Origin of the sequence: Pseudomonas sp. I2, from assembly GCF_040984075.1 — a bacterium.
Lineage (GTDB): Bacteria > Pseudomonadota > Gammaproteobacteria > Pseudomonadales > Pseudomonadaceae > Aquipseudomonas > Aquipseudomonas guariconensis_B.
This window is the reverse complement of record NZ_JBCGFQ010000055.1, coordinates 1-22,123: the sequence shown is the minus strand read 5'-3', so window position 1 is coordinate 22,123 and position 22,123 is coordinate 1. Positions and strand designations below refer to the sequence as shown.

Genomic DNA, 22,123 nt, shown 5'->3' with positions numbered 1-22,123 from the left:
TTTTGCCTGGATCCAATATTTGAGATTAATTCCCAATTGTAAATAAATCGTGAAAAACATTAAGATTCGTTCCGACCTGCCGCAGAGCGGGCATGCCGTTCGGCAATGCATTCAAAACCAAGAATAAATCCCGTGATGAGCCCCCAAACGTATCGAGCAAACAGATCAACTAGGGGTCAACAAGCGTGCAACAGCACCACTCTCTGAACGCGGTCCACCTGGCAGGGAATGCCGTCACCGTTCGCTTGCGGCGCCAGCCGCTGGCATTGGCCGTTCTTGCGGCAAGCCTGGCCGCACCGAGCAGCATGGCCTGGGCCGAGGACGCCAGCAGCAAGGGCCCTCTGGAGCTGGGCGCCACCGCCATCACCGACACTCGCCCGGGCGAGATTACCGAGGGCAGCCGCTCCTACACCACCGGCGCCACCCGTACCGCCACGCGCATGGCCCTGTCGCCGCGGGAAACGCCACAGTCAGTGAGCGTGATCACCCGCCAGCAAATGGACGACCAGAACCTCACCAGCATCAGTGACGTACTCGGCAAGACGCCCGGTGTGACCGTCACCAAGCTCGACAGCAACCGCACCAGCTTCCAGGCCCGTGGCTTCGAGATCGATAACTTCCAGATCGATGGCGTTCCGGCGGCGTTTCGCTTCGGCAACGGCATCGACCAGACCGACATGGTCATCTACGACCGCGTCGAGGTGCTGCGTGGCGCCACCGGCCTGCTCAGCGGCTTCGGCAGCCCTTCGGCCACCGTCAACCTGGTGCGCAAGCGGCCGACCCGCGAGCTCTCCGGCTATGCCTCCCTCGGTGCCGGCAGTTGGGACACCTACCGTGGCGAGTTCGACATCGGTGGCGCACTGACGCCGGGCGGCAACGTGCGCGGACGCTTCGTCACCGCCTATGAGGACAGCCAGTCGTTCATGGACAACCTGTCCGAGAAGAAGCAGGTGATGTACGGCATCGTCGAGGCCGACCTGTCGGAAGACACCCTGCTCAGCGTCGGGCTCAGCCGTCAGACCAATCGCCCGGAAGGTTCTTCGTGGGGGCCGTCGACGCCGCTGCTGGATAACAATGGTAACGACTTCGCCATGTCGCGCTCGTTCAACCCCGCCGCCAAGTGGAGCCAGTGGGACAACACCGCCGACAACCTGTTCGTCACCCTCGAGCAGCGCCTGGCCAACGACTGGACGATCAAGGCCTCGGCCAGCCGTACCGAAACCGATTCGCCGGCCACCCTGGGCTCGGCGGCCAGTGGCTTTCCCGATGCGGCCACCGGTGGTGGCATGGGCGTATGGCTGGGGCGCTACCGCTACAAGACCGACCAGAACGCCTACGACCTGTATGCCAGCGGCCCGTTCCAGTTGCTGGGCCGCGAGCACGAGTTGGTGGCCGGGATTTCCCACCGTGATATCCGCGCCCACGAGGACAATTGGCCGTTCTTTTTCGGCAGCGCCAATATCTACCAGTGGGCCGGCGATTTCCCTGAGCCGGACTGGGGGCGCCCGCTCACCAAGGTCGATACTCGACTGCGTGAAGAGGCTGCCTACCTGACCGCCCGTTTCAAGCCAACCGACAAGCTCTCGGTGATCGTCGGTAGCCGCCTGTCCAACTGGGAACTGGACAGCACGCGCCTGACCACCGCGACCGACCAGCGCGAGAAGGTCCAGGACCTGGAGGAGAATGGCGTGGTCGTGCCCTATGCCGGGGTGGTCTACGACCTGAACGACACCTGGTCGGTCTACGGCAGCTACACCAGCATCTTCAAGCCCCATGAAAGCGAACAGGACGCCAGCGGCAAGATGATCGAGCCGGAGGAGGGCGATGCCTACGAGTTGGGGATCAAGAGCGAGTTCTTCGACGGCCGCCTGAATGCCAGCCTGGCGCTGTTCGAGGTGCAGCAGGACAACCTCGCGGAGTTCGCGGCGACCGACCCTGTGACCAACCGTGGCATCTACCGCTCGATCCAGGGCGCCAAGACCCGTGGCTTCGAACTGGAAGTGGCCGGCGAGCTGACCCCGGACTGGCACGTGCAAGGGGGCTTCACCCATCGCATCACCCGGGATGGCGACGACCACAAGATCTCCACCATCGAGCCGGAGAACCTGCTGCGCCTGTCCACCACCTACCGCCTGCCGGGCGTATGGAACAAGCTGACCGTCGGCGGTTCGGCCAACTGGCAGAGCAAGGTGTGGAAGGACCTGGACAGCCCGGCAGGCAACGGCGAAACCGAACGCTACACCCAGTCGAGCTACCTGATCCTCGATGCCATGGCCAGGTACCAGGTGACCGACCAGCTGTCGGTGACCCTGAACGGCAACAACCTGACCGACAAGAAGTACTTCAACAACCTGGGCTTCTACAACGGTGGCTACTACGGTGACCCGCGCAATTTCATGTTGACCACGCGGTACGACTTCTAAAGGCCCAGCGCTTTTCGGGGCCGCTGTGCGGCCCCGTTCGCAACGTTCAGTACACCCACACCTCGACCCGACGGTTGCGCAGGCGTCCCTGCTCGACGTCGTTGTCGGCCACCGGCAGCTCATCCCCCATGCCGGTCACCTCCCTGGTTTCCACCCCATCCCGGGCCAGTTCCCGGCGTACCGCCATCGCCCGCAGGCGCGAGAGCAAGGCAGCGCGCCCCGGGGTGTCCTTGGGGTCGCCAAAGCCCACCAGCACCACCTTGCGCTGCAGCTTGCCGGCCTGGCGCAGGTAATCGGCGACCCGCTGTACATCGCGCTGGGCCTTGCTGTCGAGGCTGGCGCTGCCCTCCTGGAAGCGAAAGTTGACGGTCAGGCGTTGTGCCTCGCCGGCCAGGGCCTGGTAGCGGGGCGGCATGTTGGCCTGGATCGGCACGGGCAGGGCCTTGACCTGTTGGGAGACGAATCCCTGGTCGGCGACGATGGCCTGGCCGGCGGGGCCCTGGGTGAATTCGACCAGGGCCTGGGCCAGGGGGCGGGGATTGGTGGGCAGGTAGAAGTACAGCCGTCGTGTCAGCGGATAGTCTTCGCTGGCCACCAAGGCGCGTCTGGGCAGCATGGCCGGCGCGTCGCCTTCGGCGATGGCCAGGACCTTGGCCCCATGCACCGTGGCCAGGCTGCTGAAGCCGATGCCCTGGCGGTCGGCCCTGACCCGCTCGGCCAGCGTTTCGCTGGATTCGAAGCGTTGCACCTGGGCGGCCAGTTCGCTGTGGTGCGGGTCGAGCACCAGCGCCTTGAAGGTCTCGAAGGTGCCGGAGCGGTCGTCGCGCGCGTACAGGCGGATCGCTCCGCCGGGTACGCCCAGCTGTTCCCAGCGTTGTACCTGGCCGGAGAACACCTGTGCCAGTTGCGTGATGGTCAGTTGTGCCAGCGGGTTGTCGGGGTGGACGATCACCGCCACGCCGTCCAGGCCAATGACGTGCTCCGACCGGCTGCTGCGCAGGTTGCCCAGGCTCCGTAGGCGCTGCGCCTCGTCGTCGCTGATCGAGCGCGAGGCGGCAGCCAGGTCCGCCTCGCCACTCGCCAAGGCAGTGAAGCCGGTGCTGGAGCCGTGGGCGGCGATCGTGATGCGCACGGGGTGGCCTTGGCTGTCACGGGCGCGAATCTCGCTTTCATTGGCCACCGCCCCAGGCGTCTGCTCGATGGCCATGGCACCTTGGGCACGCAGCAAGCCTTGCACGAGCGCCGGTGCCAGGCCCGCGCCGATGGTGTTGGAGCCCTGGATGCGCAGCTGCGCCGGCTCGGCCAGGGCCAGCAGGGGGAACAGGTAGAGCAACAGGGCGAGGAAGCGGGGCATGCCGGAGGCCTTTGGCATGGAGTTGTCCCGCAGATTACGACAGTGGCGTGAACGTTGGGTGACAGTGGCAGTCATGAGGGCGGTGGTTCGATGACTCGACTTACCCCGCGAATAGGCCAGCACTTCCAGGTGATTGAAGCACTGTGCCAATTGGGGCAGCTTTGCAGCCCTTTCGCGGCACAAGGCCGCTCCCACAGACTGAGAGCACTAACATGGGAGCGGCCTTGCCAGGGCGCCGGAACAGTCGGAAAAGGGGTGCGTAACAGCCCCCGGCTTTGTGCACTCTGCACAAACCAGAAGGGGCGCCTTCATGGCGCCCCTTCGTCTTGCTGTTTAGGCTTCGGCGTCCCAGGGACGATCGCCTTTCTCATCCTTGACCCGGGTCGGCAGGCCCATCACGTCCAGCGCCTTGAGGAACGGCTCGGCCGGCAGCTCCTCGACGTTGACCATGCGCTTGGCGTCCCAGTCGCCGCGGGCGACCAGCAGGGCAGCGGCCACCGGCGGTACGCCGGCGGTGTAGGAGATGCCCTGGCTGTCGGTCTCGGCGTAGGCTTGCTCGTGGTCGGCCACGTTGTAGATGAACACTTCGCGTGGCTGGCCGTCCTTGGTGCCCTTGACCAGGTCACCGATGCAGGTCTTGCCGGTGTAGCCCGGGGCCAGGGAGGCCGGGTCTGGCAGGACGGCCTTGACCACCTTCAGTGGCACCACTTCCAGGCCTTCGGCGGTCTTGACCGGCTGCTCGGAGAGCAGGCCCAGGTTCTTCAGCACGGTGAACACATTGATGTAGTGCTCGCCGAAGCTCATCCAGAAGCGGATGTTCGGCACATCGAGGTTCTTCGACAGCGAATGGACTTCGTCGTGGCCGGTCAGGTAGAGGTTCTGCGAGCCCACGACCGGCAGGTCGTCGGTGCGCTTGACCTCGAACATCTTGTTGCTGGTCCACTGGCTGTTCTGCCAGCTCCAGACTTGCCCGGTGAACTCGCGGAAGTTGATCTCCGGGTCGAAATTGGTGGCGAAATACTTGCCATGGGAGCCCGCATTGACATCCAGGATGTCGATCGAATCAATGCGGTCGAAATACTGTTGTTGCGCAAGGGCGGCGTAGCTGTTCACCACACCCGGGTCGAAACCGACGCCGAGAATGGCGGTGATGTTCTTTTGTTGGCACTCTTCGAGGTGTTTCCACTCGTAGTTGCCGTACCAGGGCGGCGTCTCGCAGATCTTGCCCGGTTCTTCGTGGATGGCGGTGTCCAGGTAGGCGGCACCGGTATCGATGCAGGCACGCAGCACCGACATGTTGAGGAAGGCGGAACCGACGTTGATCACGATCTGCGATTCGGTCTCGCGGATCAGCGCCTTGGTCGCCTCGACATCGAGGGCATTGAGCGCGAAGGCCTGGATGTCGGCGGGTACCTTGAGGCTACCCTTGGCCTTGACGCTGTCGATGATGGCCTGGCATTTGGAGATGTTCCGCGACGCAATCGCAATACGACCGAGTTCGTCGTTATGCTGCGCGCACTTGTGGGCCACCACCTTGGCGACACCTCCTGCACCAATGATAAGAACGTTCTTCTTCAATTTAACCCTTTCTCCTTACTGAAGGCCTGTCGTCAGGACAGGCTGGACACGTAGTCTTCGAAACCGAACTCGCGAACCACCTCGACGCTGCCGTCGAGCTGCTTGACCACGATGGCCGGCATCTTCAGACCGTTGAACCAGTTTTTCTTGACCATGGTGTAGCCCGCCGCGTCGATGAACGACAGGCGATCGCCGATGGCCAGCGGACGATCGAACTGGTACTCGCCGAAGATGTCACCGGCCAGGCACGACTTGCCGCAGACCATGTAGGTGTGCTCGCCGTCGTTGGGAGCCATCTTGGCGTTGAGGCGGTAGATCAGCAGGTCGAGCATGTGCGCTTCGATGGAGCTGTCGACCACGGCGAGGTGCTTGCCGTTGTACAGGGTGTCGAGCACGGTGACTTCCAGCGAGGCGCTCTGGGTGATGGCCGCTTCGCCCGGCTCCAGGTACACCTGCACGCCGTACGTCTCGGAGAACGCCTTCAGGCGCGCGCAGAAGGCGTCCAGGGCGTAGTCCTCGCCGGTGAAGTGGATACCACCGCCCAGGCTGACCCACTCGACCTTGTGCAGCAGGTGGCCGAAGCGTTCCTCGATGTGCGAGAGCATCTTGTCGAACAGGCCGAAATCACCGTTCTCGCAGTTGTTGTGGAACATGAAGCCGGAAATCTGCCCGATGACCTTCTCGATCTTGTCCGGGTCCCACTCGCCCAGGCGGCTGAACGGGCGCGCCGGGTCGGCCAGCAGGTAGTCGGAGCTGCTCACCTGTGGGTTGACCCGCAGGCCGCGGACTTTGCCTTCGGACTGCTCGGCGAAGCGCTGCAACTGGCCGATGGAGTTGAAGATGATCTTGTCGCAGTTGGCGAGCATTTCCTCGATCTCGTCGTCGGCCCAGGCCACGCTGTAGGCGTGGGTTTCGCCGGCGAACTTCTGGCGACCGAGCTTGAGCTCGTAGAGCGACGAAGAGGTGGTGCCATCCATGTACTGCTGCATCAGGTCGAACACCGACCAGGTGGCGAAGCACTTCAGTGCCAGCAGGGCCTTGGCCCCGGACTGCTCGCGCACGTAGGCAATCTTCTGCATGTTGCCCAGCAGCTTCTGTTTGTCGATGAGGTAATACGGCGTCTTGATCATTTAAAGGCCCCCGGCCAGGCCGGCCAAAAAAAGGACACGCATTGTGCCTTCACTTGCCGCATATCGAAAGGGCGCAAGGCGCATTTCGTCCGAGTTCTGTTGCAGGTTGCTACCACGGTGCCACCGCGTCTGTGCATGCGCCATCCCCAGGGCCCAGTTGAACAGGGCAATATGACACCGATATAACCGAGCCGAGGCGTTGCGAGGCCCATCGCAGGGTATGATTGCCGGGTCAATCCTCGATACCGGGAGCCTGTGCATGAAGGTCGGCGTCATCTCCGATACCCATGGCCTGCTGCGACCTGAAGCGCTCGCGGCGCTGCAAGGCTGCGAGCTGATCGTCCATGCCGGCGACATCGGCAAACCGCAGATACTCGATGCCCTGGCGGCACTGGCCCCCCTGCAGGTGGTGCGGGGCAACAACGATCTCGGGTTGCCCTGGGCCGAGGCGCTGGAGGACGTGCGCCAGTTCGACATGGGGGGATGGACGACCCTGCTGGTGCACGACAAGGCCGACGTGCCCGACACGCTCGCCAGGGACGTGCGGGTGGTGATCACCGGGCATTCCCATAAGCCGTGCATCGACTGGCGCGAAGGGCGGCTTTATCTCAACCCGGGCAGTGCCGGGCCCAGGCGCTTCAAGTTGCCGGTGAGCGTTGCGTTGCTCGAGGTGAGTGCACGCGAGGTGGCGCCGAGGATCGTCAATTTGCTGGAGTGAAAGGGCCGTGGCTCCAACACGGTGTGGGGATTACGCCGGCAACCGGGCAACCACCTTGATCTCGAAATCGAACCCATACAGCCAGGTGACCCCGATCGCCGTCACGGTCGGGTAGGGCGCAGGCCCCCAGAACTCCGCGCGCACCAGGTTCCAGATGGTGTCGAACTTGTCCTGTGGATCGACGATGAACAGTGTCACGTCCTGCACATCGTCGAAGCTGCAGCCGGCTTCGGCAAGGATCGCGTTGAGGTTGCCGAATGCCCTGCGCACCTGGTTTTCCAGGCCAGGCTCGGGCGAGCCATCCTCGCGGCTGCCGACCTGTCCGGAAACGAAGAGCAAGCCATTGGTGCGGATCGCCGGGGAGTAGTGGTTGATGTCATACAAGGCCTGACGGCCTGGCGGGAACACGACGTCACGCTGAGTCATGGCACATCTCCATCGGGTGGGTGATGACGCTACTCTACGAAGCCCGGCTCGCGCGATAAATGCGCAAATCTGGTTATCATTGTTTGTTCATCCCAAATAATCGGGGCCGCTGATGGACCGTTTCGATGCAATGCGTGCGTTTGCCCGAGTGGTGGAGGCCGGCAGCTTCACCAAGGCCGCCGATACCTTGCACATGAGTCGCACCAGCGTCACCCAGCTGGTGCAGCAGTTGGAGACGCGACTGCGGGTGCGCCTGCTCAACCGCACCACACGCAAGGTGCGGCTGACCAATGATGGCGCGCTGTTCTACGAGCGGGTGGTGCGCCTGCTGGCGGACCTGGAGGATGCCGAGGCCAGCCTGAGCGGTGCGGCTAGCCAGCCCCGGGGCAAACTGCGGGTGGATGTACCCAGCCCTTTGGCGAGCATGGTGCTGATACCGGCGCTGGCGCAATTCCACACGCGCTATCCGGACATCCAGATCGACATGGGGGTGAGCGACCGCATCGTCGACATCATCGGCGAGCACGTCGATTGCGTGGTGCGCGGCGGCGAACTGCTGGACCAGTCGCTGATGGCGCGCAAGGTCGCCGACCTGCAGTTGGGCGTCTATGCCTCACCGGCCTATCTGGAGCGGCTGGGGAGACCCCTGCATCCGCTGGAGCTGGAAGGGCCGGTGCAGCGTGTCGTCGGGTTTCTCTGGGCACGCACCGGCAAGCCGGTGCCCTATGCCCTGAGCCGGGGAGAGGAGCGCTTGCAGGTGCAAGGGCGGCCGGTGCTGGCGGTGGATGACGGCAGTGCCTATCTTGCCGCGGGGCTCGCCGGGTTGGGCGTGCTCTGGTTGCCGGACTACATGGCCCGGCCGCACCTGGCCACCGGCGCGCTGGTGCGGTTGTTCGAAGACTGGGCCCTGGAGCCTATGCCGCTGTATGTAGCCTACCCACCCAATCGCCATGTGGGCGCGAAGTTGCGGGTATTCATCGATTGGGTGGTCGAGGTGATGGCGAGGCCTTGATGCTCATCGGTCGCCCACCTGTTCCAGCCAGCTGCGAATCTGCTCCAGGGTCGCCGTGGCCCCGCCACAGACGATCACCAGCACATTGCGGTACTCCCCCAGGCGTCCAGGTGTGTAGGCCAGGGCCAGCGCCGCGCCGCAGGCCGGCTCGACCAGCACGCGGTGATCGAGCAAAAACCGCTCGCACGCCAGCAGGGCTTCGCGGTCGCTGACCAATTCGCTGTGAACGGGATGCTGGCGCACACAGTCCATCGCCCGGTCGGCCACACGCTTGGCCCCCAGGGAGGTGGCCACCGATGCGATACGTTCCAGCGCCACCGGGTGCCCGGCCTCGATGGCCGCATGCAGCGAGGCGGCGCCTTCGGTTTCCACTGCCAGCACCGGCACATCGTGCCAGTCGTTGCGTTGCAGGCCCTCGACCACACCGCTGAGCAGCCCGCCACCGCCGACCGACAGCACCACCGCGTCGGGCTTGTGGCCTTCCCGGGCCACTTCGTCGATCAGGCTGGCATGGCCGGTCCAGAGCAGCGGGTCGTCGAACGGGTGGATGAAGGCATCGCCCGGTCCCACCAGGCTCTGCGCCAGTTCGTTGGCCTCCTGCCAGGAGCTGCCGTGCACCACCACCTTGGCCTGCTCCAGGCGCAGCAGTTCCTGGGCCCGCTCGGTGGTCGTCTGCGGCACGACCACGGTCACTGGCACGCCGAGCCGGCGACCGGCATAGGCCACCGCCAGGCCGGCGTTGCCGCCGGAGGAGCAGACGAAGTGCCGGGCGCCACGGGCATGGTGGACCTCACAGGCATGGCCCACCCCGCGCAGCTTGAACGAGCCGCAGGGTTGCAGGGCTTCGAGCTTGAGCCAGACCGAGCGCTGGGTGGCCAGGGAGAGGGGGCGGGATTCGATCAGGGGTGTCTGGATGTGCAGGGGCATGGCAGTTTCCAACGAGTCGTTTTACGACCCAAGCATGCACCATTCGGGGCGGGGAGTGCACAAGCTCATTGGCGGGCGAGCCGCAATGTTGGCCAGCCGGCATTGGGGCTGCAAAGCAGCCCCAATGCTAGCTGAAAGCCTTACCTGCTCGGACTCAGCCCAGCGGTGGCGTACGCGGCGGGACCAGGCGGCGCGAGCCGGTGGACTCGAACGCCGCGCCAAAGCGCAGCAGCGCCGAGTCGTCGTAGGCGCGGCCAGCGAACGTCAGGCCGACCGGCATGCCGATGTCGGCCATCACGCCCATGGGCACGGTGACGGTGGGCACGCCCAGGTGACGGATCGCCAGGTTGCCATTGGCCACCCACACGCCGTTGCTCCAGGCGATATCCGCCGATGCCGGGTTGACGTCGGCGTCCGCCGGGCCGACGTCGGCCACGGTGGGGAACAGCACGGCGTCCAGGCCGAGGTCGTCCATCCAGTCCTCGAGGTCGAGCTTGCGCGTCTTCTCCAGGCCACGCAGGCCGTCCGGCACGGTCTCGATCTGGTCCCACGACTTGAGGCCGCGCTTGGCCATGTTCACGTACTCGTCCATGCCGGCAGCCAGGTCGTCCTCGCGGTTCGGCAGGGTGCCTGGGTCATGGGGGAAGATCTGCATGCCGTCGACATCGGCCAGGCGATTGAGTTTCGGGTCGCCGTTGGCCCGCAGGAAGTCGTCGAAGGCCCAGCCGGACAGCTCCCAGAGCTCGTCGTGCAGGAACTCCTTGGAAACGATGCCGCGGTTGAACACGGTCGGCGCACCGGGGCGGTCGCCCTCGCAGTTGGAGACCAACGGGAAATCCACCTCGATCACCTCGGCACCGGCCGCTTCCAGGGCCTGGCGGGCCTGGTTCCACAGATCGATGACGCTGGCGCGGGTATTGATGCGCTGGCCGGTCGGGCCGCCGATACCTGGCTTCTCCGAGGTGCCGGCCTCGGGGTCGGCATTGATGTACATGCGTGGCACGCCGAAACGCTTGCCCTTGAGCGCGCTGGCGTCGGCGGCCAGGTCCAGGTACGAGGCCGGGCGCACCTGCGAGGCGGCCGGGATCGGTACCCAGGGTTGCAGGCGCCACAGGTCGCCGCGGGTATCGGCGTCGTCGGCGACCACCACGTCGAGGATCTCCAGCAGGTCGGCCATGGTCCGGGCATAGGGCACCACCACGTCCATGGTCGGGGTCAGCGGCCAGTTGCCACGCACCGAGATCACCCCGCGCGAGGGGGTGTAGGCGCACAGGCCATTGTTGGACGCCGGGCCGCGACCGCTGGACCAGGTTTCCTCGGCCAGGCCGAAGGCCGAGAAGCTGGCGGCGGTGGCGGTACCGGCACCGTTGGAGGAGCCGGACGCGAACGGCGCGGTCAGGTAGGCGGCGTTGTACGGGCTTTCGGCACGGCCGTAGACGCCACGCTGCATGCCGCCGTTGGCCATGGGCGGCATGTTGGTCTTGCCCAGGCAGATGGCGCCAGCGGCACGCAGGCGCTCGATGGTGAAGGCGTCACGCTGGGCCACCAGGTCCTTGAACGCCGGGCTGCCGGAGGCGGCCGTGAGGCCCTTGACCAGGTAGCTGTCCTTGGCGGTGTAGGGGATGCCATCCAGCGGGCCGAGGGTTTCGCCCCGGGCCCGGCGGGCATCGGAGGCCTCGGCCTCCTTGAGTGCGTCAGGGTTGCGTACCACCACGGCATTCAGGGCAGTGGCGGTGTCGGCTCCGTCATAGGCGTCGATGCGGGCCAGGTAGGCCTTGACCAGCTCGACCGCCGTCGTGCGGCCGGTCTCGAGCGCGTCGCGCAGCTCGGCAATGGAAACCTCGGTTACCTCGATCATGCTGTCACCAGTTGTGCAGGTGGAAAATCATGGCCGCGAGTGTAGCAAGAAGCCCTTGCCGGGCGCAGGCATGCAGCGTGGCAATGGTTTGTTGCAGCGCGGCACGATGGAGGGAACGCAGGCGAAGTTGACGGGTCGCAGTCTAGTCTTAGGCTTTGCATGAAAAGCCGTCGAGCGCTGCTCAGGCGCTTTTCGTACCAAGCCCAGGCCCATGTCGCCCGCGTTGGGGCTGGCAAGATCAACGATCCGGAGCCACCGATACATGCCCAATACGCCAGAATCTGCCTCCACCTCCACCGTCAACCCGCCAGTCTTCTGGATTTCCGCTGCCTTGCTGCTGGTGCTGGTGCTCTATGCCAGCGTCTTCCAGTCCCATGCCCAGGCCTTGTTCGCGCACATCCAGGGCTGGATCATCGGCAACGTCAGCTGGTTCTATATCCTGGCGGTGGCGATCATCCTCGGCACCGTGGTGTTCCTCGGTGTCAGCCGCTATGGCGACATTAAGCTTGGCCCCGACCACAGCACGCCGGACTACAGCAGCACCACTTGGTTCGCCATGCTGTTCTCCGCCGGCATGGGCATCGGTTTGATGTTCTTCGGCGTCGCCGAGCCGGTGATGCACTTCGTCAAGCCGCCGGTGGGCGAGGGCGGCACGGTGATGGCGGCCTCCGACGCGATGCGCATCACCTTCTTCCACTGGGGCCTGCATGCCTGGGCGATCTACGCCATCGTCGCCCTGATCCTGGCCTACTTCAGCTTCCGCCACGGCCTGCCGCTGACCTTGCGCTCGGCGCTCTATCCGTTGATTGGCGAGCGTATCCATGGGCCGATCGGTCATGCGGTGGACATCTTCGCCATCATCGGCACGGTGTTCGGGGTGGCCACCTCGCTGGGCTTCGGTGTCGCGCAGATCAATACCGGCCTCAACGCGCTGTTCGGCGTGCCGGTGTCGATACCGGTGCAGATCGTGCTGATCATCGGCACCACCTTCCTCGCCACCCTGTCGGTGGTTTCCGGCCTGGACAAGGGCATCCGCCGCCTGTCGGAGCTGAACCTGGGCCTGGCGGTGCTGCTGTTGCTGATGGTGGTGCTGCTCGGGCCGACGGTGCTGATCCTGCAGACGTTCGTGCAGAACACCGGCGGCTACCTGGGCGAAATCGTCAGCCGTACCCTCAACCTCTATGCCTACCAACCCACCGACTGGATCGGCGGCTGGACGCTGTTCTACTGGGGCTGGTGGCTGGCTTGGTCGCCCTTCGTCGGGCTGTTCATCGCACGCATCTCCCGGGGCAGGACGATCCGCGAGTTCGTCACCGGCGTGCTGCTGGTGCCGACCGGCTTCACCTTGCTGTGGATGACCGTGTTCGGCAACACGGCGATCCACATGATCCTCGACGAGGGCTTGACCGACTTGGCCCGGGCGGTGGACCAGGACACTTCGCTGGCGTTGTTCGCCTTCCTCGAGCACTTCCCGTTCGCCGGCGCCATCAGCACCTTGGCGATCGTCATGGTGCTGGTGTTCTTCGTCACCTCGGCAGACTCCGGCGCCATGGTCGTGGACATGCTCGCCTCGGGTGGGCAGGAGCACACGCCAGTCCGCCAGCGTATCTTCTGGGCCGCGAGCATGGGCGTGGTGGCCATCGCCTTGTTGCTGGCCGACGGCCTCAAGGCCCTGCAGACGGCGACCATCGCCAGTGCGCTACCGTTCACCATCGCCTTGCTGTGCAGCATGCGCGGGCTGCTCAAGGCGCTCAAGCTCGACGCCACCAAGCGCGGCCTGCGCTACCAGGCCCTGGCGATCTCGCCGACCGCCTCCCGCGCCGCCGGCAACTGGCAGCGGCGTTTGCGCACCCTGGCCATGTTCCCGCGCCGGGCGCATGTGCTGCGGTTCATCGCCGAAGTGGGGTTGCCGGCCTGCCAGTCGGTGGCCGAGGAGTGGCGCCGGCAGGGCTATGAATGCAGCGTGGAGGAGGGTGAGGGCGGCAGTGTCACGCTCAAGGTGGGGCCGAGCGACCATCCCTTCGTCTACGAGATCAGGCCCCATGCCTACACCATGCCCAGCTTCGTCATGAGCGATACGCCGGGTGAGGAGCGCAAGTACTTCCGCGCCGAGGTGCACCTGCGTGAAGGCGGGCAGGACCATGATGTGATGGGGTGGTCGAAGGAGGAGGTGATCGGCGACATTCTCGATCACTTCGAGCGGCACATGCACTTCCTGCACCTGGTGGGCTGAGGTGGCAGCGGGGCCGCTCTTGCCGGAGCGGCCCGTGCGGTCAATCCAGGTCTGCCGCCGAGTGGCGTTCCGGCACTTGGCTTTGCTCGTCGCCCCAGGTCCGGTTGACCCGCGTGCCACGCTGCACTGCCGGCCGCTGGGCGATCTCCTCGGCCCAGCGGCGCACATGGGTGTACTCGTGCACGGCGAGGAACTCGGCCGCGTCGTAGAGGTTGCCGCGCACCAGTTGGCCGTACCAGGGCCAGACGGCGATGTCGGCGATGCTGTATTCGTCCCCGCCCAGGTAGCGGCTTTCGGCCAGGCGCCGATCGAGCACATCCAACTGGCGCTTGGCTTCCATGGTGAAGCGGTTGATGGCGTATTCGAACTTCTCTGGCGCATACACGTAGAAGTGGCCGAAGCCGCCGCCCAGGTAGGGTGCCGCGCCCATCTGCCAGAACAGCCAGTTCAGGCTCTCGGTACGCGCCGCCGGGGTGGTTGGCAGGAACGCGCCGAACTTCTCGGCCAGGTACAGCAGGATCGAGCCGGACTCGAACACCCGCACCGGCGGCTCGGCACTGCGATCGAGCAGGGCGGGGATCTTGGAGTTGGGGTTGACCTGGACGAAGCCGCTGGAGAACTGGTCGCCCTCGCCGATACGGATCAGCCAGGCGTCGTACTCGGCGCCGCGGTGGCCCAGGGCGAGGAGCTCTTCCAGCAGGATGGTCACCTTGACCCCGTTGGGCGTGGCCAGGGAGTAGAGCTGCAGCGGGTGCTTGCCGACGGGCAGATCCTGCTCATGGGTGGGGCCGGCGATGGGGCGGTTGATGCTGGCGAACTGGCCGCCGGAGGCTGTGTCGTTGGTCCAGACCTTGGGCGGGACGTAGGGGGACTTGCTCATGCACGGAATCTCCTGATGGCTCGAAGCGGTCACGTAAAGACGTGGACCTGCATCTATGCCACGGGTTCGGAGCAAAGGGCAAATACGGTGGGGCCTTTCCTGGGCGTTCAGCGCTAGTCAAGACGCTCTATTGGCATTCGGGGGCGCGGTGCGCCCCATCGCCGGCAAGGTACAGCGCAATTCTGGAGTCCGGCGCCACCCTGTGGGAGCCGGCTTGCCGGCGATGGGCTGCAAAGCAGCCCCAGGACCGCCAAGCGCTGCTCAACTGAGCGCCGAGGCGACGTGATCGGTCAGGCCACGGGGATCAGCGGGTCCGCTGCCGCCAGCGCCGCGGTGCGTTCCGCTGCCGGCGGGTAGATCCACACGGTATTGATCTGCGCCTTGAGCTTCTTGGCCTCGGCCCTGTCCTCGGGCGGCATGACCTTGCGTTCCCAGCCCTCGGTGTACACCGCGCCCCAGGCGCCGAGGTCGAGGCAGGTGACGTACTTGGGCTGGCTGTAGGTCATCGGGGCCACGCCGATCAGCTCGGCGGCGGCGTTGTTGCCCGCGTAGCGGCCCAGCGGAATGGCATGCTGGCAGGACATCACCGCATGGTTGCCAACCTCGTCGCAGGCGGCGTAGGCGACGTCGCCTGCGGCGTACACCGCATCGTTGCCCTTGACCTTGAGGTGGCCGTCCACGTGCAGGCGGCCCTGGCGGTCGTGCTCGCCGCTGATCTGCCCGGTGAGCGGGTTGGCCTTGAAACCGACGGTCCAGACCACGGTATTGGCGGCGATGCGCTGGCCGTTGTCGAGCAACACCCCATCGGCATCCACCGAGGCCACGGTGGCTGCGCAGATCCATTCGATGCCCAATGCCGCGGATGCCTCCACGATGGCCGGGCTGATGCCGTCGCCCAGGGCGGCGCCAATCCTCGCGCCGCGGTCGACCACGACGATACGCGGCTTGACCTGCTCGCCCAGGATCGCCCGCAGGCGGCTGGGCAGCTCGGTGGCGGTCTCGATGCCGGTGAAACCACCACCGGCGATCACCACGGTGTTGCGTGCCGCGCTGTCGGGTCGCGAGGCCAGGGACTTGAGGTGCTCTTCCAGGCGCACCGCCGACTCGATCTTGTCGACGTCGAAGGCATGCTGGTCGAAACCAGCGAGATCCGGGCGATTGAGCAGGCTGCCACAGGCCATGATCAAGCGGTCGTAGCCCAGGCTCGCCTCCTGACCGGAGGGATCACGGTAGGCCACCGTACGGGCCGCCTCGTCGATGCGCTGGGCCGTGCCCCTGACGAAACGCACGTTGACCGCGTCGAACAGCGCCTGCAGGGGCGCTGCCATGTTGTGCACGTCGGCTTCGTAGAAGCGCGGGCGGACATGCAGTTCGGCCTGGGGGGCGAGCACGGTCACCTCGACATCGTCCCGGCCATGCTGGTCCAGCAGGCGTACAGCGCTCAGGGCGCTCCACAGACCAGCGAATCCTGCACCGATAATCAGAATCTGTCGTTTCATGTTGTGCTCCTGGAGAAAGTGACGGGCAGATGCATCCCCGAGGGCGTTCTCCAGAGGCCTGGAGAGGATACCGCTCAGTGGATGCGTGGCTGGCGGGCACGCGGTATCTGCGTGTCGCCGGACACGGTCTGGCCTGTTGTCGTTCTTGGGGTCATGCGTTTGTTGGCGGATGGGCTGGAATCGATGCTAAGCGCAACGGCGTGCGCCACATAGGCCAAAAAACCCTGACTTTCGGCCAGCCCGGTCGAACGCCCTAGAGCGGGTTGGCGGGGAGGGCGACGCCGGCAAGGTTGAACGGGCGGGTGAAGCGGCTGCGGTAGTCCCGTGGCGACACCGCCAGGTGACGCTGGAAGGCATGGCGCATGCGCTCCTCGGTGCCGAAGCCGCAGTGGCGGGCGATCTGGTCGATGTTGCTGGTGGAGTTCTCCAGCAAGCGGCGTGCGGCTTCCAGGCGGAACACCTCGATGGCCTTGGCCGGCGTGCGGCCGGTTTTGGCCTTGTAGACGCGCGAGAAGTTGCGCACGCTCATGCGCACCTGCTGGGCCATGCTTTCCACGCTCAGGCGTGGGTCGTCCAGGCGCTGGCTCAGCCACAGGTGCAGCGCCTCGAACTCGGCGCAGTCCTGGCCCTGGGACTTGAGCAGCTCGCTGAACTGCGCCTGCCCGCCGGGGCGCTTGAGGAACACCACCAGCTCCCGCGCCACCTGCATCGCCACCTCACGGCCACAGTCGGCCTCCACCAGTGCCAGGGCCATGTCGATGCCAGCGCTGACGCCGGCAGAAGTCCAGACCTTGTCCTGCTGGACGAAGATCGACTCGTTGTCCACCTCCACCGCCGGAAAGTCCCGGCGCAGGACATCGCACATGGCCCAGTGGGTGGCCGCGCGACGGCCGTCGAGCAGGCCGGCGCTGGCCAGCAGGAAGGTGCCGCTGCACACCGAGGCGGTGCGCCTCACGCCTTTGGCCGCCTCGCGCAACCAGGCCACCAGGGGGGCATGATCGGGGAGGGTACGGATGATGTCCGGTGCGCCGGGCACGATCAGCGTATCGACGGGCTGGTGCATCAGGGGCGCGAGGCGCTCGGTGGCTACTGCCAGGCCTTCGGCGGTCGGCTGCAGGCCGCCTTCGAGGCTGGCGGTATGCATCTGGTAGCCGGGCAGGCCACGTTCGCCCATGGCCTTGGTGGCGGCCCAGAACACCGTCTGGGCGCCGGTCAGGTCGAGCAGGCCCATCTGGGGGTAGGCGAGGAACACCAGCCGGCGCGGCTGGCCGACGGGTTGCAGGGCAGGGGACTGCGGGATGTGGGCGATATCGTTCATGGTGGCGCAATCGTTCGGCTGTCATGGGAGGCGCATGGACTGAGGTCGGCCCTGACCTTGGCCCATGGTAGTACATGCCGGGGGAGCGGGGTAAGGCGCCTTGCGTTCTATGAGTTCCCTGTGGGGCTGTTGTCGTGCAGAGAGCACACAGGGGCCGCGAAAGCGGCCCCCAAGATTACACCCAGGCTGGCTCAGTGCGCGCCCGCCGCCTTGCTCAGGTCGCTTTCGGCCCAGGTGGTATACACACAGGCATCGGCCACCGCCCAGCGCACCTTGACGGTATCCCCGGGCAGCATCGGCATGCCCGCGGCGGACAGCGCCTTCACGGTCATCTCGGTCCCTCCGGCGGTGACTACATGGCAGGTCTGGCTCTCGCCCAGGAACAGCACCTCGCCCACGCGGGCACTGACCTCGTTCCACCCCGCCGGCAACGGCTCGCGCAGGGCCTGCTCGGCCGTCAGCGCCAGGGCCTTCTCCGGTCGCACCATGACCAGCGCATCCTGTTCGGCAACCAGCCCCGGGGTCAGGCGGATCGCCAGCGACTGTCCCTCGAAACCCGCCGCGCCATTGCTGCTGGCCTTGACCCGGAGGAAATTGGAGTTGCCCAGGAACGAGGCGACGAAGGCGTTCGGTGGGTTCTGGTAGAGGTCGTAGCCGCTGCCCAGACCGACGATCTTGCCGTGGCTGAAGATGGCGATACGTTGGGACAGGCGCATGGCCTCTTCCTGGTCATGGGTCACGTAGACGATGGTGATGCCCAGGCGCCGATGCAACTGGCGCAATTCGTCCTGCAGGTCCTCGCGCAGCTTCTTGTCCAGGGCGCCGAGGGGTTCGTCCATCAGCAGGATGCGCGGTTCGTACACCAGTGCCCGGGCGATCGCCACGCGCTGCTGCTGGCCGCCGGACAGCTGCGCCGGGCGGCGGTGGGCGAACTTCTCCAGTTGCACCAGCTTGAGCATGGCATCGACCTGCTTGGCTGTTTGTGCGGCGTTTTGCTTGCGAATCGCCAGGGGGAAGGCGATGTTGTCGCGCACCGACAGGTGCGGGAACAGCGAGTAGCGCTGGAACACCATGCCGATGTCGCGCTTGTGCGGCGGCACCTTCACCAGCGACTGGCCCTGGACCAGGATCTCGCCGCTGCTGGGCGTCTCGAAGCCGGCCAGCATCGACAGCGTGGTCGACTTGCCCGAGCCGCTGGAGCCGAGGAAGGTGAGGAACTCGCCGTCCTGGATGTCCAGGCTGATGTTGTCCACGGCGGCGAAGTCGCCGTAGTGCTTGTTCAGGTTGCGCAGGCTGACCAGGGTCTTGTCGTGCGCGGAATCGTTCATGACTGCACTCATTGTCGTTGTCTCCGGGCGCTCAGGCGCTGACTTCGTTGCGCCGGCGCAGGGCGGCGGCGATGACCATGACCAGTACCGACAGGCCGATCAGCAGCGTCGAGGCGACGGCGATCACCGGGGTCAGGTCCTGGCGCAGGGTGGTCCACATCTTCACGGGCAGGGTCTGCAGGGTCGGGCTGGCCATCATCACGCTGAGCACCACCTCGTCCCACGACACCAGGAAGGCGAACAGCCCGCCGGCGATCATCCCCGGGCGGATCGCCGGGAAGGTCACCTTGAAGATCGCCTGCAGGCGCGAGGCGCCGCAGATCACCGCGGCATCCTCGATCGACTGGTCGAACAGCTTGAGCGAGTTGATGATCGAGATGATGGTGAAGGGCAGGGCGACGATCACGTGGCTGACCACGAAGGAAAACAGCGTGCCGGTGTAGCCGAGCTTGAGGAACAGTGCGTACACCGCCACGGCGATGATCACCAGCGGCACGATCATCGGCAGGGTGAACAGGCCATAGAGGAACTCGCGGCCCGGGAAGCGCCCGCGCACCAGGGCGAAGGCCGTGGGCAGGCCCAGCAGCACCGCGCATAGGGTGGTCAGCACGGCGACCTTGAGGCTGGCCAGGGCCGCGTCCATCCATTCGGGGTTGGAGAAGAACTGGCCGTACCACTTGAAGGTCCAGCCCGGCGGCGGGAACACCAGCCACTGGGATGAGCCGAACGACAGCAGCACGATGAACAGGATCGGCAGCAGCAGGAAGGCCGCGATCACGCCGGTGGTCAGGTACAGGCCCACCCGCAGCGGGCGGCCCATGGCGTTGGGAGTCAGGAGCATGGCGGCTTACCTCGCGTTGCCGACCGGCGATTCCGGCTGCAGCTTCAGGTAGAAGTAGAAGAGCACCAGGGTGATCAGCACCAGCAACGCGGCGGCGGCGCTGGCCAGCCCCCAGTTGAGGAACGACTGCACCTGCTGGACGATGAACTCAGGCAGCATCATGTTCTGCGCGCCACCGAGCAGGGCCGGGGTGACGTAGTAGCCCAGGGACATGACGAACACCATCAGCGCGCCGGAGAACAGGCCCGAGCGGCACAGCGGCAGGAACACCCGCCAGAAGTTGGTCCAGGGGCTGGCGCCGCAGATCGAGCCGGCCTGCAGCACCATCGGGTCGATCGCCTGCATGGTCGCCTGCAGCGGCAGGACGATGAACGGGATCATGATGTAGCTCATGCCGATCACCACGCCGGTGAGGTTGTGCACCAGCTCCAGCGGCGCATCGATGATGCCGACGGCCATCAACACCTTGTTCACCACCCCGGAGGCTTGCAGCAATACCAGCCACGAGTAGGTGCGCGCCAGCAGGCTGGTCCACATCGACAGCAGCACGATGTTCAGCAGCCAGCGGCCCCAGCCGCGTGGCACCAGGGTGATCGCCCAAGCCAGGGGAAAGCCCAGCAGCACGCTGATCAGGGTGACCAGGCCAGCGACCGAGAAGGTGTTGAACAGCACCCGCGCATAGGCCGAGTTGGCGAACAACTGCTCGTAGTTGCCCAGCCCTGGCACCGGCTCCAGCACCCCGCGCAGCAACAGGCCGATCAGCGGGGCGAAGAAGAACAGGCCGAGAAACAGCAGGGCCGGCAACAGGTTGCGGCTGCCGCGCCAGCGTTGGCTCAGGGATGGGCGGCCCACGGCCGCCCCTGGTGCGCCGGTGCCGCTGGGGGCGCCTTGCGTGTCGTGCAGGGCGTTGATGGCGACTTTCATTTGACCAGCCACTCATTCCAGCGGGCCGCGATGGCCTGGCCGTTCTTCGCCCAGTAGGCGAAGTCCAGGGTCACCTGGTCCTGGGCGTAGGCGGTCGGCAGGTTCGGCGCCAGGTCGGGCTTGAGTTGGGCGATGCTGTCCAGGTTGACCGGGGCGTAGGCGGTGAGGTTGGCGAAGTCGGCCTGGCCCTTGGCGCTGCTGGCGTTGGCCAGGAACTTCATGGCCGCGTCCTTGTTCTTGGCACCCTTGGGGATGACCAGGAAGTCGGCCATGACCAGGTTCTGCTTCCAGCTCACGCCGACCGGCGCGCCGTCCTGCTGCAGGGCATAGACCCGGCCGTTCCAGAACTGCCCCAGCGAGGCCTCGCCGGAGGCCAGCAGTTGCTGGGACTGGGCGCCGCCGCCCCACCAGACGATGTTCTTCTTGATGGTGTCGAGCTTCTTGAAGGCGCGGTCCAGGTCCAGCGGGTAGAGCTTGTCGGCCGGCACGCCGTCGGCCAGCAGGGCCAGCTCCAGCACGCCGGGGCTTGGCCACTTGTACAGGGCGCGTTTGCCTGGGTAAGTCTGGGTGTCGAACAGGGCCGACCAGTCCACCGGCTTGTTGGCGCCGAGCTTGCCTTCGTTGTAGCCGAGCACGAAGGAGAAGAAGAACGAGCCGACACCGTGGTCGGAGACGAAGCGCGGGTCGATGCGGTCGCGCTGGATGGTGGAGAAGTCCAGGGGCTCGAGCAGGCCTTCGCTGGCGGCACGCAGGGCGAAATCGGCTTCGACGTCGACCACGTCCCACTGCACGTTGCCGCTCTCGACCATGGCCTTGAGCTTGCCGTAGTCGGTGGGGCCGTCCTGTACGACCTTGATCTTGCTGCTCTGGCTGAAGGGTTCGGCCCATGCCTGTTTCTGGGCGTCCTGGGTGGTACCGCCCCAGCTGACGAAGTTCAGGCTGTCTGCGGCCAGGGTGGCCTGGCAGGCCAGGGTCAGCAGGCTGGCGGACAGCACTGCGGTTACACGTTTGCTCAACAGCATGGTTAACGCCCTCGTTGCTTTTGTTATTTCAGCGGGCTTCCTGTCGCCCGCCATGTATTCGGGGAGCAGCTTTGCAAAGGATGTCGCGTGGCCGTGTTGTGCTTGTGAAGTCGGCCGAAAACTCAAGGTCTACGGGATATCATATTATGGTATTCCAAGTTTTTGGCAAGAGGTGTGAGGCTACCGGCCATCATTTGTGCCGTGCCAGCGGCAGGCTCATCGCTGAGCCTGTCGGGTCGCGATTGGGCTGCAGAATCTTTCCTGTGCGGTGTAGGAAAGGTCTCTTTTGTCAGCGCCAAGGCAACAGGCCCGCTTGCACCTGTTAGGTTTCGGAGCTTTTCCAGGCAAAGGAACCTGCATATGTACCGCGTCAGTCTCGAGGGCAGAGGCCAGGCAGTAGACGGTGACATCACCACGACGGGGGCGATCTGCATCGCCAGTGGCGAGGGCTATCTCTGCGAGGGGCGCAAGGTCCTGCGGGTTGGGGATGCAACCACTGAATGCCCACTGTGTGGCGAACCTGGGATCGTCGTGGAGGGCTATCTCGGGTGGATTTCCAATGGCCAGCCATTGGCGATGGATGGCTCGCTGGTCGCGTGTGGATGCCCCAGTGGCCGCAACAGGGTGGTGGCGCCCTTGCATGGCGAGGTAC

Annotated in this window: 18 protein-coding genes; 5 read left to right on the top strand and 13 right to left on the bottom strand. The window is 65.6% G+C overall.

Annotated elements, in window-relative coordinates:
- The first annotated feature begins 185 nt into the window (after positions 1 to 185).
- Positions 186 to 2,423 carry a TonB-dependent siderophore receptor gene (locus WCE05_RS22155; protein ID WP_368816564.1) on the top strand — a complete coding sequence of 746 codons (2,238 nt, stop codon included), beginning with the start codon at positions 186 to 188 and terminating at the stop codon, positions 2,421 to 2,423.
- Between the two features lie 46 nt (positions 2,424 to 2,469).
- On the opposite strand, the gene WCE05_RS22150 is transcribed toward WCE05_RS22155, so the two are convergent.
- From WCE05_RS22150 to WCE05_RS22140, 3 genes are all read right to left on the bottom strand, one after another.
- Positions 2,470 to 3,777: a substrate-binding domain-containing protein gene (locus WCE05_RS22150; RefSeq protein ID WP_368816572.1), complete on the bottom strand. Its 1,308-nt coding sequence runs from the start codon at positions 3,775 to 3,777 to the stop codon at positions 2,470 to 2,472.
- A gap of 333 nt (positions 3,778 to 4,110) precedes the next feature.
- On the bottom strand, positions 4,111 to 5,355 hold the full coding sequence (locus WCE05_RS22145; RefSeq protein WP_225789643.1) for a saccharopine dehydrogenase family protein: 1,245 nt from the start codon (positions 5,353 to 5,355) through the stop codon (positions 4,111 to 4,113).
- 32 nt (positions 5,356 to 5,387) lie between these two features.
- Entirely contained in the window at positions 5,388 to 6,485 is a 1,098-nt protein-coding gene (locus WCE05_RS22140; protein ID WP_225789642.1) for a carboxynorspermidine decarboxylase, read from the bottom strand.
- Between the two features lie 259 nt (positions 6,486 to 6,744).
- Here WCE05_RS22140 and WCE05_RS22135 point away from each other — a divergent pair, with 259 nt between their 5' ends.
- On the top strand, positions 6,745 to 7,203 hold the full coding sequence (locus WCE05_RS22135) for a metallophosphoesterase family protein (RefSeq protein WP_225789641.1): 459 nt from the start codon (positions 6,745 to 6,747) through the stop codon (positions 7,201 to 7,203).
- A 30-nt stretch (positions 7,204 to 7,233) separates the two neighbouring features.
- Here the strand turns inward: WCE05_RS22135 and WCE05_RS22130 are convergent, their stop codons facing one another.
- Complete coding sequence (locus WCE05_RS22130) at positions 7,234 to 7,629, bottom strand: RidA family protein (protein ID WP_225789640.1); 396 nt, start codon at positions 7,627 to 7,629, stop codon at positions 7,234 to 7,236.
- A gap of 112 nt (positions 7,630 to 7,741) precedes the next feature.
- On the opposite strand from WCE05_RS22130, the gene WCE05_RS22125 reads away from it, so the two are divergent.
- Positions 7,742 to 8,641: a LysR family transcriptional regulator gene (locus WCE05_RS22125; RefSeq protein ID WP_225789639.1), complete on the top strand. Its 900-nt coding sequence runs from the start codon at positions 7,742 to 7,744 to the stop codon at positions 8,639 to 8,641.
- Positions 8,642 to 8,644: 3 nt separating this feature from the next.
- On the opposite strand, the gene WCE05_RS22120 is transcribed toward WCE05_RS22125, so the two are convergent.
- Complete coding sequence (locus WCE05_RS22120; RefSeq protein WP_253104559.1) at positions 8,645 to 9,568, bottom strand: pyridoxal-phosphate dependent enzyme; 924 nt, start codon at positions 9,566 to 9,568, stop codon at positions 8,645 to 8,647.
- A 154-nt stretch (positions 9,569 to 9,722) separates the two neighbouring features.
- Complete coding sequence (locus WCE05_RS22115) at positions 9,723 to 11,426, bottom strand: amidase (protein ID WP_368816563.1); 1,704 nt, start codon at positions 11,424 to 11,426, stop codon at positions 9,723 to 9,725.
- A gap of 262 nt (positions 11,427 to 11,688) precedes the next feature.
- On the opposite strand from WCE05_RS22115, the gene WCE05_RS22110 reads away from it, so the two are divergent.
- Positions 11,689 to 13,659: a choline BCCT transporter BetT gene (locus WCE05_RS22110; protein WP_225789636.1), complete on the top strand. Its 1,971-nt coding sequence runs from the start codon at positions 11,689 to 11,691 to the stop codon at positions 13,657 to 13,659.
- A gap of 40 nt (positions 13,660 to 13,699) precedes the next feature.
- On the opposite strand, the gene yghU is transcribed toward WCE05_RS22110, so the two are convergent.
- The 7 genes from yghU to WCE05_RS22075 form a co-directional block, all read right to left on the bottom strand.
- Entirely contained in the window at positions 13,700 to 14,539 is an 840-nt protein-coding gene (gene yghU, locus WCE05_RS22105; protein WP_225789635.1) for a glutathione-dependent disulfide-bond oxidoreductase, read from the bottom strand.
- 290 nt (positions 14,540 to 14,829) lie between these two features.
- Positions 14,830 to 16,038, bottom strand: a complete 1,209-nt coding sequence (locus WCE05_RS22100) for an NAD(P)/FAD-dependent oxidoreductase (RefSeq protein ID WP_225789634.1) — start codon at positions 16,036 to 16,038, stop codon at positions 14,830 to 14,832.
- A 253-nt stretch (positions 16,039 to 16,291) separates the two neighbouring features.
- Positions 16,292 to 17,356, bottom strand: coding sequence for a GlxA family transcriptional regulator (locus tag WCE05_RS22095; protein ID WP_368816562.1), 1,065 nt, complete (start codon positions 17,354 to 17,356; stop codon positions 16,292 to 16,294).
- Positions 17,357 to 17,547: 191 nt separating this feature from the next.
- Positions 17,548 to 18,696: an ABC transporter ATP-binding protein gene (locus WCE05_RS22090; protein ID WP_368816561.1), complete on the bottom strand. Its 1,149-nt coding sequence runs from the start codon at positions 18,694 to 18,696 to the stop codon at positions 17,548 to 17,550.
- 19 nt (positions 18,697 to 18,715) lie between these two features.
- Complete coding sequence (locus WCE05_RS22085) at positions 18,716 to 19,525, bottom strand: ABC transporter permease (RefSeq protein ID WP_225789631.1); 810 nt, start codon at positions 19,523 to 19,525, stop codon at positions 18,716 to 18,718.
- A 6-nt stretch (positions 19,526 to 19,531) separates the two neighbouring features.
- A complete protein-coding gene (locus WCE05_RS22080; RefSeq protein ID WP_225789630.1) occupies positions 19,532 to 20,449 on the bottom strand; it encodes an ABC transporter permease in 918 nt (305 codons plus the stop codon).
- Complete coding sequence (locus WCE05_RS22075; RefSeq protein WP_225789629.1) at positions 20,446 to 21,471, bottom strand: polyamine ABC transporter substrate-binding protein; 1,026 nt, start codon at positions 21,469 to 21,471, stop codon at positions 20,446 to 20,448. Before WCE05_RS22075 ends, WCE05_RS22080 begins: the two co-directional genes overlap by 4 nt.
- A gap of 360 nt (positions 21,472 to 21,831) precedes the next feature.
- Between WCE05_RS22075 and WCE05_RS22070 the strand changes: the two genes are divergently transcribed.
- On the top strand, positions 21,832 to 22,123 hold a 292-nt coding region (locus WCE05_RS22070), incomplete at its 3' end, for a PAAR domain-containing protein (protein WP_368816560.1).